The 15,893-nt window shown below is 62.3% G+C and carries 13 protein-coding genes; 2 read left to right on the top strand and 11 right to left on the bottom strand.

The genetic code is table 11. From position 1 onward, the window contains the following. Positions 1–45: 45 nt before the first annotated feature. From DI605_RS15020 to DI605_RS14995, 6 genes are all read right to left on the bottom strand, one after another. Entirely contained in the window at positions 46–1,071 is a 1,026-nt protein-coding gene (locus tag DI605_RS15020; protein WP_293975505.1) for an NAD(P)H-dependent oxidoreductase, read from the bottom strand. 269 nt (positions 1,072–1,340) lie between these two features. Next, on the bottom strand, positions 1,341–2,165 hold the full coding sequence (locus tag DI605_RS15015) for an SDR family NAD(P)-dependent oxidoreductase (RefSeq protein ID WP_293975503.1): 825 nt from the start codon (positions 2,163–2,165) through the stop codon (positions 1,341–1,343). A 68-nt stretch (positions 2,166–2,233) separates the two neighbouring features. Continuing rightward, on the bottom strand, positions 2,234–3,274 hold the full coding sequence (locus tag DI605_RS15010) for an LLM class flavin-dependent oxidoreductase (protein WP_293975501.1): 1,041 nt from the start codon (positions 3,272–3,274) through the stop codon (positions 2,234–2,236). Between the two features lie 68 nt (positions 3,275–3,342). Next, complete coding sequence (locus tag DI605_RS15005) at positions 3,343–3,804, bottom strand: VOC family protein (RefSeq protein WP_293975499.1); 462 nt, start codon at positions 3,802–3,804, stop codon at positions 3,343–3,345. Between the two features lie 134 nt (positions 3,805–3,938). Further along, positions 3,939–5,432 (bottom strand): alginate export family protein, encoded by a 1,494-nt coding sequence (locus DI605_RS15000; RefSeq protein ID WP_293975497.1) that lies wholly within the window; start codon positions 5,430–5,432, stop codon positions 3,939–3,941. Positions 5,433–5,482: 50 nt separating this feature from the next. Further along, positions 5,483–6,136 (bottom strand): hydrolase, encoded by a 654-nt coding sequence (locus DI605_RS14995; RefSeq protein ID WP_293975495.1) that lies wholly within the window; start codon positions 6,134–6,136, stop codon positions 5,483–5,485. Positions 6,137–6,281: 145 nt separating this feature from the next. Here DI605_RS14995 and DI605_RS14990 point away from each other — a divergent pair, with 145 nt between their 5' ends. Then, positions 6,282–7,178, top strand: coding sequence for a LysR family transcriptional regulator (locus DI605_RS14990; protein ID WP_293975493.1), 897 nt, complete (start codon positions 6,282–6,284; stop codon positions 7,176–7,178). A 118-nt stretch (positions 7,179–7,296) separates the two neighbouring features. On the opposite strand, the gene DI605_RS14985 is transcribed toward DI605_RS14990, so the two are convergent. From DI605_RS14985 to DI605_RS14970, 4 genes are all read right to left on the bottom strand, one after another. Next, the gene (locus tag DI605_RS14985; RefSeq protein ID WP_367120058.1) at positions 7,297–8,670 is read right to left on the bottom strand and encodes an ABC1 kinase family protein; all 1,374 of its coding nucleotides are present in this window, start codon (positions 8,668–8,670) and stop codon (positions 7,297–7,299) included. A 209-nt stretch (positions 8,671–8,879) separates the two neighbouring features. Beyond that, positions 8,880–9,992 (bottom strand): nitroreductase family protein, encoded by a 1,113-nt coding sequence (locus tag DI605_RS14980; RefSeq protein WP_293975491.1) that lies wholly within the window; start codon positions 9,990–9,992, stop codon positions 8,880–8,882. A 23-nt stretch (positions 9,993–10,015) separates the two neighbouring features. Then, positions 10,016–10,516: an AraC family transcriptional regulator gene (locus tag DI605_RS14975; RefSeq protein ID WP_293975489.1), complete on the bottom strand. Its 501-nt coding sequence runs from the start codon at positions 10,514–10,516 to the stop codon at positions 10,016–10,018. A gap of 335 nt (positions 10,517–10,851) precedes the next feature. Next, positions 10,852–11,421 carry an RNA polymerase sigma factor gene (locus DI605_RS14970; protein WP_293975487.1) on the bottom strand — a complete coding sequence of 190 codons (570 nt, stop codon included), beginning with the start codon at positions 11,419–11,421 and terminating at the stop codon, positions 10,852–10,854. Positions 11,422–12,185: 764 nt separating this feature from the next. Here DI605_RS14970 and DI605_RS14965 point away from each other — a divergent pair. Next, a complete protein-coding gene (locus DI605_RS14965) occupies positions 12,186–13,034 on the top strand; it encodes a hypothetical protein (protein ID WP_293975485.1) in 849 nt (282 codons plus the stop codon). Here the strand turns inward: DI605_RS14965 and DI605_RS14960 are convergent, their stop codons facing one another. Next, positions 13,035–15,887, bottom strand: a complete 2,853-nt coding sequence (locus DI605_RS14960; protein WP_293975482.1) for a winged helix-turn-helix domain-containing protein — start codon at positions 15,885–15,887, stop codon at positions 13,035–13,037. Positions 15,888–15,893 lie beyond the last annotated feature (6 nt).

The raw sequence follows: 15,893 nt of genomic DNA, 5'->3' as shown, positions 1-15,893 counted from the left end.
CTGTCGTTTTGCCACAGTCCGGCGTCACGATTCCCGTGACACCGCTCAGCCCTCCCCCTGGTCGAGGAAGACATGGATCGTCTGGATGCGGCCGTTGCGGATATGGACCACGTCCGTGCCCGTCACCGCGGCGGGACCATCGGGCGAACCGAGGCGCCATTGCAGGCGACCCAGATCGTGGTGGCCCGTCCCCAGGCGGATCGCGCTGAACGTGGCGTCGGACAGCAAGCCGTCGATCAGTTCGGAGACCACCCGCGCTATCGCAGCATGTCCCTGCACCGAGCGATCGCGTTCATGGAACATGGCGTCATCGGCATATAACTCGGCGATCGCCTCGAGCCGGCGAGCCGCGTCCCTCTCGTTGAACACCCGCTGGAGATTGGCGTCGAGGATGCCCGCGAAATCAACGGTCTCATCGTCGGGCGCCGCCGTGGGCAGCGCGGCGGCCGTCCCCCCGGTCCCGATCCGCGCGACGGCAGCCACGATCTGCGATCTGGCCTGCGTGATCGCGGCGTCACGCGCTTCGGGGCCGCGGCTGATCTTCTCAGCGTGGACGAATGCGACATCGGTGATCCCGATGAAACCGAGTAGCTGCCTGAGGTAAGGCTCCTGAAAATCGAGGTCCTTGGCCGGCCCCTCGCTGTAGAGGCCACCGCGAGACTGGATCACGATGGCGCGAATGCCCTTGAGCAACCCTTCCGGTCCGGACTCGCCGTAGGCGAACGTCACGCGCGGACGCAGCACATGGTCGAACCATGCGCGCAGCGATGACGGGATGCTGAAGTTATACATCGGCGCGCCGATCACGAGGACCGTTGCCTGCTGAAGCTCACCGATAAGCTCGTCCGACAGCGACCTGGCTGCCAGCTCATCCTCGGTCGCGGCGACGGCGCGAACCCCGGCGACTGTTCCCGGCGTCAGGTGCGGGATCGGATCGGCGCCCAGATCACGAAGGGTGACAACAGCATCCGGATGCGCTGCCAACAGCCCTTGTACGGCGTCGTCGACGAGGGCGCGCGAAACCGACCCCTCCCCCAAGATGCTGCTATTGATTGCGAGAATCCTGTCCACACAGCGCTCCATGCCAACCGTCGCGCATGGTTTAGCATTCCGCCAAATGACTCAGTAGAACCGCCAGGTGACAAGCTGTGTCGCAAAGTTGGGAACGCTGCCGATAAATCTCAGGGGTCGGTTCGCCGGCGGAGCTGATCGCTCCATGCCCGCGCAGTCGCGCCCAACGTCGAACAGTTGTGCGAGGATGTGAGCACAGGGCGGGCATGGAGCGATCAGCTCCGCCATTGAATCGTGCTCAGAGGGTGGCCCAGCGTCGCCCCGGGATGTCAGGTGGGGCCAGCCAGCCGATCCCGAAGCGCGTCGAGTTCGGCGTCCGTTTGCTCGCGGATGGCGCGCATCATGTCCTGCGCATCGCGATCGATCGGCGACCAGGCCGGACCATGTCTTTGGATCGCCAACTCGACCACGCGCGCCGCAACCGTCGTCGGTTCGCCCGGCGCGGCAGACCCGGCAAGCTTTGCCATGCAGGCACGCAGGAGCTTGCCGTACAGCTTTCGCTCATCGGCCGTCATGCTGTGGTCGATCTGCGCCAGTGATGCGCTCAGGCCTGGGCCGGCCCCTTCGAGATCGTTTATCGAGGCGACGATGACGTCGATCCCGAACGGCTTCAGCTCGGCCCGATAGGCGGCGGAGAAGACCTCCATAGCCGCCTGAGACGCCCCCGACACGCCGTCGAAATTGCGCGGCGTGTCCGCCGTCCAGGAACTGATCTGGACGATCCGCCCGTGAGCGCGCCGCAAGGAAGCGAGAAAGGCGTTGATAACGGCCAGCCCACCGAACACATTCACCTCAAACCCCTGTCGAACTTCTTCCAGCGGGACAAGTTCGAGAGGACCGGGTGAAAAATGCCTCGTGGTGTTGATGAGAATGTCGAGGCCGGACTCGCCGATCGCCTCCGATACCCCGGCGGCCCAGGCATTTACTGTCTGCGCATTCTTCAGATCGCACACTGCCAGGCTAACGCGACCATTCGATGCATCCCGAAGATCCGCAACCTCTCGCGCCGAACCTGCCGTGCCGAAGACGATGTAGCGCTTGGCGGCCAGCCCGAGCGCGATCTCGCGTCCCAGACCTCTACCGGCACCCGTCACGACAACGGATCGACCGGCCCTCCGGAAGTATTTCGGCATGTCCTGCCCCCTGACTCGAACAGAACGGCCTATCCAATCCCGAGGCTATTGCGCACGATTGGCGCGACCTCGGTACCCAGCAGCTCGATCGACCGTTTCATCGCAGCGGTTTCAAGCGACGCGGTGCTCATCTGGAAAGTGATCCGGGAGAGACCGCCTAGCGTCTCGCTGGCGCGCAACATCTTCGCTGCCACCGTCTCCGGGCTGCCGACAAGGAATGCGCCTTCGGGACCGGCCATTTCGTCGAACTGCGCGCGCGACGGCGGCGACCAGCCGCGTTCGCGACCGACCTTGCCCGTGAGATGCGACCAGCCGGGGAAGAAGGCGTCGGCCGCCGCGGCGTCGGTATCGCCGATAAAGCCCATCGCGTGGATCCCGACCCGCATCTTGGCGGGATCGTGCCCTGCCTCGGCATAGGCCTCGCGGTAGTAGTCGACGGCAGGCCTGAAGCGGTCGAACGTCCCGCCGATGATGGCGACCATCAGTGGAAGCCCCAGCGTGCCGGCGCGCGCAAAGGATTGCGGCGACCCGCCAACGCCGACCCACACGGGCAAGCGCGGCTGATGAGGCCGTGGGAAGACGCCCTGACCGCTGAGCGCAGGCCGAAATCTGCCTTTCCAGGTCGGATGGCTCGTCTCGCCGAGCGTCAGGAAGAGATCGAGATTTTCCGCAAACAGGTCATCATATGCGCGCGTATCGAGACCGAACAACGAGAAGGCCTCGCCGAACGATCCGCGTCCGACGACAAGCTCGGCACGTCCCTTGGAGATCAGGTCGATCGTCGCGAATTCCTGAAAGACGCGCACCGGGTCTGCCGCGCTCAGCACCGTCACGGCGCTGGCCAGCCTGATCCGGCTGGTGCGGGCGGCGGCGGCGGCGAGGATGATCGATGGCGCGGAATCCAGAAATTCAGCACGGTGATGTTCCCCGATGCCGAACACGTCGAGACCGACGCGGTCGGCGACCTCGACCTCGTCCAGCAGGTCGGCCATGCGATCCGTCGGCGACGGCAGCACGCCGGTCGCGGGATCGGGCAGGATCGCTGCAAAGCTGTCGATACCTATTTCCATTGAAGCTGCTCCTTTGAGATCATGTCGAGCCGATCCGTGAAATCGGGTTGGCGATCGATGCCGGAGGCTCAGGCGACCACCTCGGCGATCTCGATCAGATTGCCGAAGGGATCGGCGAAGAAGGCAAGTCGGCGGCTGATGGCTTCGACCAGGAACGGCTCGCTGATGATCGTCACACCGCGCTCGCGCAGCTGCGCGACGGTCACGTCGATACTCGCGACCTCGAGGCAGAAATGGTGATATCCGGCATAAACGAGGCTGCTGCCAAGATCGGCGTAGGGCCGCACATCGCGGGGGGTCGGCTCGCCGCCGCCCAGAATCTCGATGCAGAAATGGTCGTCGGCAGGCGGCGCGAGATACGCGAGCTTCTGGTCGGCATAGTCCCATTCGGCGACCACGCGGAAGTCGAGTTTCTCGGCATACCAGCGTTTGACGGTCTCATAGTCGGGCGTGCGCACCGCGACGTGATGGCCGCGCATGTCGGCAAAAGGCGAAGCACGATTATGCGGGGGTGGTGCGAAGTCAGCCATCAAAGCCCTCCCTGGAAGTGAGAATATGAGAATGAAGACCACACGCCGCTGCGAGACAGGGTGATGCGGTGATCGGCCATGACCGTGCCCCGACTTCGCAGGAGCGAGCGCCGGGAATGCGGACGGTCGCACCTTCAGAACCGAAAGGTCGTCTGGCCGCCGACCATTTTGATCGTCCGCGCTGGCCCGGTATCGCGAATGAAAGGACCGGGATCGAAGGTACTGACCGACGCGGTCAGATTGAGCTTGGGAGTCGCTTGCCAGCTGACCGCGAGCTCGAGCTCCTTTCCGATGAAACGCGCGTCGCTGTCCCTGCCGCTGCGCACCAGAAACCCTGGAATGGCGTAGATCCCGTCGTGGACACTTTCGCGCCAATAGGCGACGCCTGTCAGCGATACCGCAACGTTCTTGTGCGGATGAACCGTGGTCGAGGGCCGGACGTGGATGAGGTTGCGCGGGCCGATCGGCGAAAGCGCCCCGAAATATTTGCCGTTGGGAAAAAGCGGGTTCAGCGTACCGAGCTTCGGATCGTCCGGATCGCCGTCACCCGAGACGATGTCGGCCGTCAGGGCTATCTCGGGACGCAGAGCCGTCTTCTGGAATCGATACCCTGTCTCGAACCCCGCGCCCCATCCCTCGGAGCGGTGGCCGGCAAATGTGCCACGTTGGTAGGCGCCCTCGACGTTCCAATGGAAGGCGCCGTTGTCGCCGAAGATCCGGGAACCGAATGTGTGCGCCACTTGCCTGCCGGCGCCCTGATCGAAGATGGCGTTCCGGTCTCGTAAACCGATATAGTAGATATCGAAGCCGTTCAGACGCTTCCCGTCGAACCACTGGGTGGCGTACACACTCCAGATCGCCTTGTTGCGCGAGCGCCGGTCATTGAAGTTCCCCTGCCTGGTGTCGACCGGCTGGAGGTAGAAGCCGGTCACCTGCCGGCTTTTCCCGGTGAGGATGGCTTCAAATCCATCGAACGGCAGCGGAACGCCGGTTCCATAACGCCGATCGATGAACCGTCCCGATCCGAGCGAGACCAGCTTCCGCCCGGCGGACAATCGCAGCGAGTCGCCGCCTGGAACTGCAAGATCGACATCGACGAATGCCTGCAGCATATCGACGCCGGTCGTGTCCGCAGGACCTTTCGGCCGGTCCGTCCCTGAGATCGATGTCAGGATCGGCATTGCGAACAACCGGACCTTGCCGACGTGAAGATCGGCGTAGGGCATCAGACGATTCCAGACGTAACCATCGTCCGGCGATGCCCCCCAGTTCACATTCTCATAGCCTTCGTAGCGCGATCGTGCCTCCAGACCTGTCGTCAGGTAGACCGAGCCATCGCTGTCGAGCGGAACATATTTGAGCGGCTCCGCCCAATCCCCCTTCCGTTTCGCTGGATCGGCGAGCCACGACCAATCTTCCGAATATCGCTCGATCGTGAGTGTGGGGGCCCGCTCCACATTGGTCGACACCTGCGCCTGTGCGCTTGCCATGAACGGCATCGCAGAGGCCGCTGCGAAGATGATCGGCCGCCAGCTGGCGCTCAACTGCGGAAGGTTGCGCTGTCCGTCGCGGGACGGCGGACGGCGCCTGCTTCCCAGTCGAAGCAGGCGGATGGCGGGCATCGACATGCCGCCGGTCCCTTCCAGCGCGCCAGATCGATACCCGCCAACCATCGCGATCAGCCCGCGTCGGTCTCGACGGGGGTCTTGAGAAGCTGCTGCTCCCAGAGATAGGCGATACCGCTGCCTCCGAAATGATCGATGAGGATCTGGGTCAGTTCCTCGACATGATCGGTGCGGGCCCAGTCGCGCTGCCATTCACCGGCGAGCGCCATCACGGTCATCGGGTTCGCGCCGGCGGCGATCATCCGCTGGACGGCGACCTCGTGGGACTCCTTCGAGATGCCGCCCGAGGCGTCGGTGATCACGGTCACATCCCAGCCTTCGCCGGCGGCCTGGATGACCGGCATCGCGACGCAGACTTCGGTCCACAGGCCGGCGATGATGAGCTGCTTGCGGCCGGTCGCCTTGACCGCGTCCACCACCTTCTCGTCCTGCCAGGTGTTCACCCAGGTACGGTCGATCACCTCCTGGCCGGGGAACACATCGGTGATCTGCTTGAAGAGAAGGCCGCCGCGACCCGCGATCACGCTGGTGAGGATGGTCGGAACATTGAAGGCCTTCGCCAGCTTCGCCAGCGCGGTGGTGAGGTTGACCACTGCCTGCGGATCATGGCTGTTCAGGTTTGCGAGCTGATAGGGCTGGTGATCAATCAGAACGAGCACCGAATCTTCGGGTCGAAGAAGCGAGTCCAAGCCGTTGCGGAAAGTCATGGCGGTTGTTCCTTCTGGATAGAGCTTGCGTGGATCGGCGAGGCATCGATCAGGACGACGTCCCCACTCAGAGTGTTGCCATTCCTCTTTCTGCTGCGGTAGCATCGTCCGATGATATGCTGTGTCGCACTCCGGGGAACACTGAATGGAAATTGAAGATTTGCGGACATTCGTCGAAGTGGCCGACGCGGGTGGCGTGACGCCGGCCGCGCGCCGGCTCGGCATATCCAAGTCGATGGTCAGCCGGCGGCTCGTCCGGCTCGAGGCGGAGTTGAGCGTCCAGCTTCTCGCGCGCAGCACGCGGGGTGCCGCACTGACCGAAGCCGGCGCAACGTTCCGGGAATATGCTGCGCGGGTGGTTGCCGAAATCGACGTCGCCAGGGAGACGGTTCTGCCGGCAGGCGAGTTGAGAGGGCGCTTGCGGGTCGCGGCGCCCCTGTCATTCGGACCAACGCACTTCGCACCGATTCTCGCTGAAATGGCCGCGCGCCACCCGGAGCTGCACATCCACTCATGCTATACGGACCGGTTCGTCGACCTGATCGCGGAAGGATATGATTGCGCGATCCGTGTCGGCATGCTGCCCGACTCGAATTTGATCGCAAGAAGAATCGGGCCGCTTATCGGCCAGTATGTCGCCTCCCCTGCTTATATCGAGAAGTACGGATCACCGGAAACACCTGAAGAACTCCTGACCCACCAGGCCTTGATGCAGGGAACCGAGACCTGGCTCGCCACCGTGGATGACAAGGTCATCACGATGCGACCACAGGGCCGGTTCAAAGCCGACAATGGCGTCGCGCTCGTTGCGGCAGCATTGGCTGGGATAGGGATCGCGGCGCTCCCCAACGACCTGATCCGCGAGCATCTGGACTCTGGCGCGCTGGTGCCGGTGATGACGCATCATCCCATTCCAGAACATGGCATCTACGTCGTCCGGCCTCCCGGTCAGCACCCGTCGCGTAAGGTGCGGGTTCTCACCGAGATGCTGATCGAATGTTTCGGGCGCTCTACCGATGGTGCGGAAGTGCTCGCGACATGAGAATATTGCCCCGCTGGTCGAACGAGGGTGAATGGACGGCTTGCACGTGGTTAATCCTGGCCACGCCACCACCAGACAAAATGTTCGACATCACGCGCCGGCCAGTCTGACAACCGGTTCAGTGAAACAGGACCGCCGCCGAGATCGACATCGCGCCGATCAACAGAGCCGCGCCGATCACTCGCCCCGCAGAGAGGATTGCGGTCGCGATGACTTCATCCTTCTGCGGATGGGCTGTCACTGTGCTTCCTTCCAGCCGCCGGATCGCCGCGCGCACCAGTCGCGGCGCGTCGTCGCCCAGTTTGCTCACTTCCCACGCCAGCGCGCCTAGCGTGGTGCCCCAATGATTGGGCGAGAGCCGCGCCCGCGCGATCTTGAGCGAGGACCGCCGCATCGCGTCAGACAAGTCAAAATCAGGCGCAATCCCGGTCAGGACGCCGTCGATCGTCACCAGCGCCTTGAAGATCAGCAACAGGTCAGCGGGCATTGTGAGCCCTTCGTCGCGCATCAGGGGCAGGAAATCCGCGACCATCGAGTTCAGCACCAGTCGCCCGCCGCCATGCCGCGCGATCAGACGTTCGGCGGCCGCCAATATCCGAGTGGGCGGCACGCCACTCCCGTCCGACCAGAGGGTCAGCACATCAGCCAGCCTCGCTGGATCGCCGCGATTGAGCGACTGCATGAAATCGATAAACTCCTCACGCCGGCGCGGCGAGACATGGCCGATCATGCCGAGATCGAGCAACGCAATGCGATCGCCCGCGAGGCACAGCAGATTGCCGGGATGCGGGTCGGCGTGGAACCGACCGTTCACCAGCACCATGTCGAGCACGACGTCCGCGCCCAACGCGGCGATCGCGGTGGGATCAATGTTCGCCGCGCGCAGAGTGTCGCCATCGCGTGGCGGCACGCCCGCTACATAATCCATCACCAGCAATGTCTCGGAAGTCCATTGCCAGTGTATATCCGGGACCACCACGCGCGGTTCCCGCATGAAATCGGCGCGCAGGCGGTCTGCGTTGCGGCCCTCATTGGTGAAATCGAGTTCCTCCAGCACCGCGTCCGCGAATTGCCGCATCATCGCCGCCGGTTGAAATCGTCGCGCCTCCGCGCTGGCGCCTTCCACCACCGTGGCGAGTTGCGCGATCAGGCGCAGGTCCGCCTCCATGCGCGGACGAATGCCCGGACGCCGGATCTTGAGCACTACCTCTCGGCCGTCGCCCAGGGTCGCGCGATGCACCTGTGCCATTGACGCCGCGGCCAGCGGTTCGGCATCGAACCGTGCGAACGCCGTCTCCGGTGGCTGCCCCAAGGCCTCTTCCACCGCCGGGCGTAGGTCCTCGAACGGCAGGGTCGGCGCCTTGCTGTGCAATTGCTCCAGTTCGGCGATCCATTCCGGCGGGAGCAGGTCGCCGCGCGTCGCCAGGATCTGCCCCAGCTTCACGAAGGTCGGCCCAAGCGCCTCCAGCGCCAGCCGCGTGCGGCGCGGCACGTTTCGGGCGGTCCATCCTCGCCGCCCCCCCGCTCCAGCCCGATTCGCGCCAGCAGAACGCCGAGCCCGAAGCGCGAGGTAATTTGAACGATCTCCGCCAAGCGGGCACGATCCCGTGTGGCAACCAACAACGTCTTAATCATCGATGGCACTATCACTCGCCAGCCCGGCCTCGGCAAGCAATACGGCGCACTCTCACAATCTGGCCACTACGGGCGGACACCATTTCGAGTCCTATGCCAAACTGCCTCGATGGGTCGTCGGGGCGAAAAAGGCAGTTCTGGTCCATAACCAAAACGCATCACGATGTCGGGCCGTAAGCCAGGTTCACCCACCAGCGCCGCGAGTTCCGGTCGCAGCCGTGCCACCTCGACCGGCTGGTTGACGAAAGCATGCCTGAGGCCGAGCCTTGTCGCGGCCAAAGCGAAACGCTGGCATGCCCGTCCCACGGAGATCCAGTGCGCTCTGTCCGCGCGCTCGGCGAGGAAGATGGCGACCGCCGCTGAACTGTTGATCTGGCGGGCATATTTGTCGTTCTCGGCCTTCGCGGTGAAGAAGGTGTCGAAGGCAAGTCGTCCCAATGGCGTGGGCAGCACTGGATTGCCGGTGGTCGCCGAGAATAGGCCATCGCCTGTTTCCATGGCTGCACGCGGGTTGAAGCGAAGCCAATGCTTCAATTCCGCCATGAAATTCGGATCGTGCATTTGAGCATCGTTGCCGGCCACGACGATATCACGAATCTGATCGATACGGGACCGCGCGGTTAGCAAAACAAGCCGGACCCCGGGCACTTCGGCCGCTGTCCGTAATGTTTCGATGTCTGTGGCCGGAACCGGTCGACCGTCAAAATCAGCGCGCGTCGATTGCCGCCGAGGGATCGCGGAAAATAGCGGGTCGTCTCGGACTGCGCCGCGCGAAAAGACAAATCTGATATTGCCCTTCTCGTCCGCCGCAACTTCGCCCGGCATGCCCGTCGCGGCGGCTGCGATCGCGAGATTCTCGGCGGCGCACCCCAGGCTGACAAAGAGGTGGTGATTGTCCGGGTCAACTACGGGTGTTCTGCGGGAAAGATCAGGGAATATGTCGATGGCGCGGTCGTGAACAGAGAACCGCCAGGGCTGAGTATTGTGGCCGTTGGCCGCGAGCGTGGCATAGCGGATCAGGTCGGCGGCGGAAGGATCGGCCGGCAGCGGCACACGGAGACGGTCGACATAGGTCGAATAATCCGAAGTGGAACCGACCGTCGAACCCCAACCATAGGCTCCCAGACCGCCGAGGAAGATAAACCCGCCAGCGCCCACAAGAAACCTGCGTCTGTTCACGGCAACTTCCTTTCAAAGCCATCCTAACGAAAAGGGGTTTGTGCAACTTGACCTCGGTCGAGCTGGGCCTGTTGCATCGTTGGTGGCGATGAATGCGCTTGGCCGGACCAATTGACGAGGTTACAGATGGGTGTCTGAGAACCAATCGAACCATTGGGTTCAAGGGTCTTGGCCAGTCGCCGCCATTTCGCAGGCGTCATGCCGGATGCTTTGGCAAACGCTTTCGTAAAATGAGCCTGATCGGAAAACCCGCATTCCAGGGCAACCTGCGCCAGAGGCATCGGTGTTTCCGACAAAAGGGCCTTGGCCGATAGGATGCGCTGCTGGACGAACCAGGCGTAGGGGGCGATCCCCACCGTATTGGTAAAGGCCCGAACGAAATAGCAGAATGACAATCGGCACATCGATGCAACGTCTGAGATCGAGATCGAGTCACTGAGCTTCTGGCCCATCGTGCGCATGGCGAGGTTGACCTGCCAGGGCGCGAGAGTCGGATAGCTGCTGGCGACGCCAGGTGCGCGCATGCCAAATTGCCTCGCCGCAGCTGACGGCGTTGCATATCCCGTGGTCCGTGCCGGACGAATACAAGGCGTCGCGCCCGCACTCATACTTCCAACAGCCGCCATAGCGGCCCCCTTGGGTTGCAGGGTAGTTTTGTTGCGCCGGGAACTTCAGCGCCCTGCCCTATCGGCCACCACCACGAGAGGCGATGGCGTGAGCCGTCGCATGCTCGATGGAGGAAGCCCTACTATTCCCACTGGAGGGACACTTGAGCGACGCAGAAGACGCCCTTCTTTTTTCCGTGGGGTGGATAGAGGCAGCTTTCGGCAATCGCCATAGACCTTCGATCACCCCTCCATCAGGGCATGTGCCTGGAACGACGAAGAATCTTCCGGAGATAGCCTTCCACCCGCGCCAGTTCCTTTTGAACCGAACGCTTGTGCAAGTTGAACTCGGCGGCGATCTCCGCCTGGGATTTCTCATCGCGCCATTTGGCCAAAAAGATCGCCCGCCTCCTTGCCGGTAGGGTATGAAGGGCTTCCAAAGCCCGGTCGATCTCGTCGTTGGCAATAGCAGCAGATTCCTGGTCCGGCGCAGCGTCTGGAAGCTCGGATAGCCCGGCCTCATCCATATTCACCATGCGCCAATCGCTCCGGCGCCGGTTCATCGCAAGATTGAGAGCCATTCTGTAGAGGTATGCGCGCGGACTGCGGAGGTCCCCGACAGCCGGCTCAGCCCTTAATTTGACATAGACATCATGGAGCGCTTCGACTGCGGCTTCACGGGAGCGGAGGCGCGCGGTCAAGCGCACTAGCAGGGCATCATAGTCGATCTCCAGGAGATCAAGAAGTTGCTGAACCGGGCGTTCGCCGCTCGCGTTGAAATCGCTCTGAGACGCAGGTCGGGTCGGTTCTGAATCGTTAGTCATTGCCTTCCCGGATCTAGCGGTAGCCCGCTCACCCAGGCATCCGACATGAACTCATCGACAAGCTTTGGAACAAGGAGGTGAAAGATCAGTGAGCATGTTCCTAACAGCTTCACCAACATCCTGCCACGCTAGAAGCCTTCGACTCAGCACGGGACAATAGCTTGGCGATCCGACGGATGCCTGGGCATTGCCCGACAGAGATATTTCTGATGCGTCGTGGCCGTGTACACCACCGGTTGAGCGAGGCGGCGCTGCTTTCGCCCGCCACATCTTCCCGAGCGTTGGGACGAACCGTCACCTCGAGTTTTGGCATGACTGATGGGCTCAGATGTTGCTGCCTCTGCCTCCAAGCATCATGATTCATCTGATTGATACCCACCGAGCGCCCGCTAATGTCCATGAAACGATCTCAGCTTTCGCAAGATAGATCGGCATCCAGACTGCGAAAATCGCCATAAAGTCTTTTTTAATAACGACACTCTCTTTGACGATCTACGCGAATACACTCTAATGATTACAAATGCAACTTTGTCTAATTCGATAGAAAATCGGCCGCTGCTCCCACCATGCCGAGTTACGAATTTCGCCAAATCTGTCGAATCCATGGATCACATGATCAGACATATTTCTAACCATTTGTAGATCATATCATTCCCCTGGTTATAGTCCGGATAGATTGGCGAAATATTGACCGGACGTCTGCTCCTTTGGATTTTTTTGGAATTCTTAATTGGCGGGCCGTCATGGGGAATGGGAGGCTGCGCATGATCGAATCCGCACTTGCGAACCGCGATCATGAGGAGGCAATCATGACAGGCAAAGCGCTCCCGGACATTGCTCAGACGCGACAGCAGCTCGGCGAACTCGAGCGAAGCGCAGCTTTCCGTCGTAGCGAACGCCTGTTCGCCCTTCTTTCCTTTCTCGTCGAGGAAACGCTCGCCGGCCGGGGGGCGACACTGAAGGAACTGGTTATCGGCGACGCACTCTACAGCCGCTCCGCGCCCTATGATCCGCGTGTCGATTCGACCGTGCGGGTCGAGGCGCGACGCCTGCGCAGCAAGCTTTCGGCCTACTATAACGGGCCGGGCAGAAACGCGGCGGTGCGCATTCTCCTGCCCGCCAGTGGTTATACGCCCATCATCGACGCCGACCGATGGCAGCCGCCCGAGAGCGTAGCGAGCTTGCAGGCGCCCGTCGATCTTGCCGTCATGCCATTCCGATCGCTGATGGATAGCCCTCAAGACCACCTGGCTGACGGCATCACGGATGAACTTATGGAGCTTCTGGGAACCAACACCCGACTGAGGCTCGCGCCCCGTCTGGCAATATTCGGCTATCGCGACCGCAGTTTTACGGTAGCACAGGCCGCCAGCGAACTTGGCGCTCGCGCGCTCCTTCACGGGATTCTTCGCATGGCCGAAGAAGACCTTTCGATCTCGCTCGAACTTTCCAATCCACAAGGATACATGGCCTGGTCGACCCGGATTCGGGTCGGGCTTGCAGATAGCCGTAGCCTCGAACCCCGCGCAGCGCAAAAGGTCATGGCCCATTTGCCCGATTGGCTGATGACCGATGGTATCAAACGAGAAAGGACCCTCACCCTTGTCTCCTGATCACCATTGCAGCCCAAAATCACGTTCGCGAAGCTGCTCTGGGATGGTGAGCGCCAACGTGGCACGTTCTCGTTGGGCATCGGCCACTCGTTCACGCGCCTGATACAAAGCGGCCAGGTCCGACAGCGCCCGCATTTGCCACAAGCGTGTGCCCTGGCGATCGGCTTCATCGCGCGCGGCGCGCAGGCTGGATTCAGCACGATCCGGCGTTCCGGATAGCACTTCGACGAGCGCCTTTCGACGCATCAGCTCGGGCCCGACGAAGCCATGTTGTGTCGTTCGCATCTGCTCGAACATGGTGATGCTGTCGCGGGCTTCGGTAATTCGGCCAATCGTGGCGAGTGATGTGGCGAGCACGCCGACAAAGAAAGGATCGAAGGGCCCGTAATGGGCATCGCGAAGTTGCGCCAGGCCTTGTCCGAGCCTCTCTATCGCATGTTCATGGCGGCCGGAGGCCGCGGCAAGGCAGCCCTTCAGGCACAAGGCGACACCATAATGACTATGCAGCGAGTGATCCTTCGAGGTCTGCAATAATTCTCTGGTCAGACGGAAGGTCCGCGTCGATGGCCCGGCCATAAGCACGAGGGTGAAGCAGACCCATTGAAGCGCTTCACATATCGGTAGCGCCTTGCGGGTCGTTCTCGCCTCGTCGATGGCCGCCTCTCCATCGGCAAGGCCTTGCTCGACATCGCCCTGGAGACATTTCGCGATGGCCAGCAGGCCCAGAACGTCGGAACGCCGATCGAACCCGGTGATCGCCATGAAGAACGAACGCATGGCGGCAGTTTCCGCGACGAGGAACTGCTCGAGCGCATGTCTTGCCGCGTCCAGATTGCCGATATGATGCAAGGTGGTCCCGCGCGCCCAGTGGGCAGTGGCGATCAGATGATCCTTGTCTACGAGCGCTGCCAGCGGCGCGCTCTGCTCGCCTACGACGCCGCGCACGTCACGCGCGATCTCTTCGATCGCCAGTGACTGCTCGTCCGCAAGATCGTAGTCGGGCATTCGTATATTGAAAGTCCAGCGGCCCAGAAGGAGGCGCACACGCTCTATGAGCTGGTCTTCGTTGGCGGCAGCCTGCTCGCGTTTCGTCCAGTCAGCATAGCTCGACTCTTGCGCACCATAAGTGAAGATGTCCGTCGCCGCGATAGCGATATCGATCGCGGCGCCGTAAGGTGACTTGCGCAACTCCAGGTCCAGCCCGTTCATCAACTCATTCATCGAGGTTCCGCATTCGGTCAGCAACGAGAGACCGAACCAGACCGGAAGCGCGCCCGCGCCGATGGCGAGCGCCATCTGCGTGTCACCTTGTGGCGAGGTCGCCCAACGAAGCGCGCTGCGGATATTGTCGAGATCGGGGACGAAGGCCATATAGTCGGCGCTGGAAGCGGGAAGTTCGCCATCTCCATGTAGCGAACGTGCAAAATAATCCGCATGAAGCCGGGACGCGTCCGCCACTTCACCGGCCTCTTCCAGCGCTCCCAATGCGAAGGCTCTCGTCGTCTCCAGCAGGCGGAAGCGCAAACGCGAACCGCGCATATCCGGCGAGACCAGCGACTTGCGAACAAGCCGCGCCAGAATCTCGGCGCAGACGCCCTCGTCTGTTCCGCCTCCGATGACGGCCGCCGCCGCCTCCATCGAAAAACCGCCTGTAAAGATTGCAAGCCGCCTGAATACGCGCTGGTCCTGCACTTCGAGGAGTTGGTAACTCCAGTCGAGCGCGGCGGTGAGGGTGCGGTGGCGCGGCGGAGAACTGCGGTGGCCATCGACAAGGAGGCGCAGCCGGTCATCGAGGCGCGTGGCGAGGCCGCGCAGTCCGAATATCGGTACGAGCGCGGTCGCGAACTCGATGGCCAGCGGCACTCCGCCGAGCTTCCGGCAGATGAGCGATGCAAAAAGGGCATCCGCATCCTGGAGAGAGAAGTCCGCGTCATTCGCCCGGGCGCGCTCGCACAGCAGCTCGATCGCGGGGTAATGAAGCGCCTCCTGCGCTCCGACGATCTCCGTTTCCGGCGGCACGCTCAAGGGCTCCAGACGCAAGACAGTCTCGCCGGGAATTGTGAGCGGCTCCCGGCTCGTCGCAAGCAATACGACCGAGCGCGCCGACTGAAGAATGGCATGGGCGATGATGGCGACCGCCTCGATCATATGCTCGCAATTGTCGAGGACGAGAAACATCTCCTTGTCCGCCAGGGCATTGATGAGCGCCGGCACCGGATTCGTGGATCGAACCTCCAGGCCAAGAACCGTGGCCAGGGCAGTCGGTACGAGGTTAGCGTCCGCCAGGGGCGCGAAATCGGCCAGCCAGACGCCGTCCGGCCAACGTCCCAATTGCCGCTCGGCGACGTTGAGTGCGAGGGCCGTCTTTCCCACGCCACCGGTACCGACGATCGTCGTCAGCCGCTGCTCGGGCAGTTTTGCGTCGAGCATATGGAGGGTTTCCGACCGACCGATAAGGCGGGTCAGGAGCACCGGCAGATTGCTCTGCTGGTCGCCTCCAGCTTCAAAATATGGCCTGGTCGGCGGCTCAACCGAAACATTGGCAGTAAACCGGTAACCGCGCCCCGAAACTGTCGCAATATAGGGTACCGAAGTCGTGTCGTCCTCCAATGCACGCCGCAGCACGCTCATGTGGACGGTAAGATTGGCTTCCACGACGGTTGTATCGGGCCAGACCTCCTCCATGATCTGCGCCTTCCCGACGATCAGCCCGGCATTGCGTACCAGCAGGATGAGAATCTCGATCGCGCGGCTTCCCAGGCGCACCGGCTCATCATCCCGCAGCAGGACAGCTTGATCGGGAAGCAACCGGAACGGTCCAAAGCTGTATTGCTCGCCCTGCGGATGGCTCATGATCGC

It is taken from the genome of Sphingomonas sp. (assembly GCF_003248515.1).
Taxonomy (GTDB): domain Bacteria; phylum Pseudomonadota; class Alphaproteobacteria; order Sphingomonadales; family Sphingomonadaceae; genus Sphingomonas_I.
Note: the sequence above shows the minus strand (reverse complement) of the source record. Positions and strands in the feature narration are given on the sequence as shown.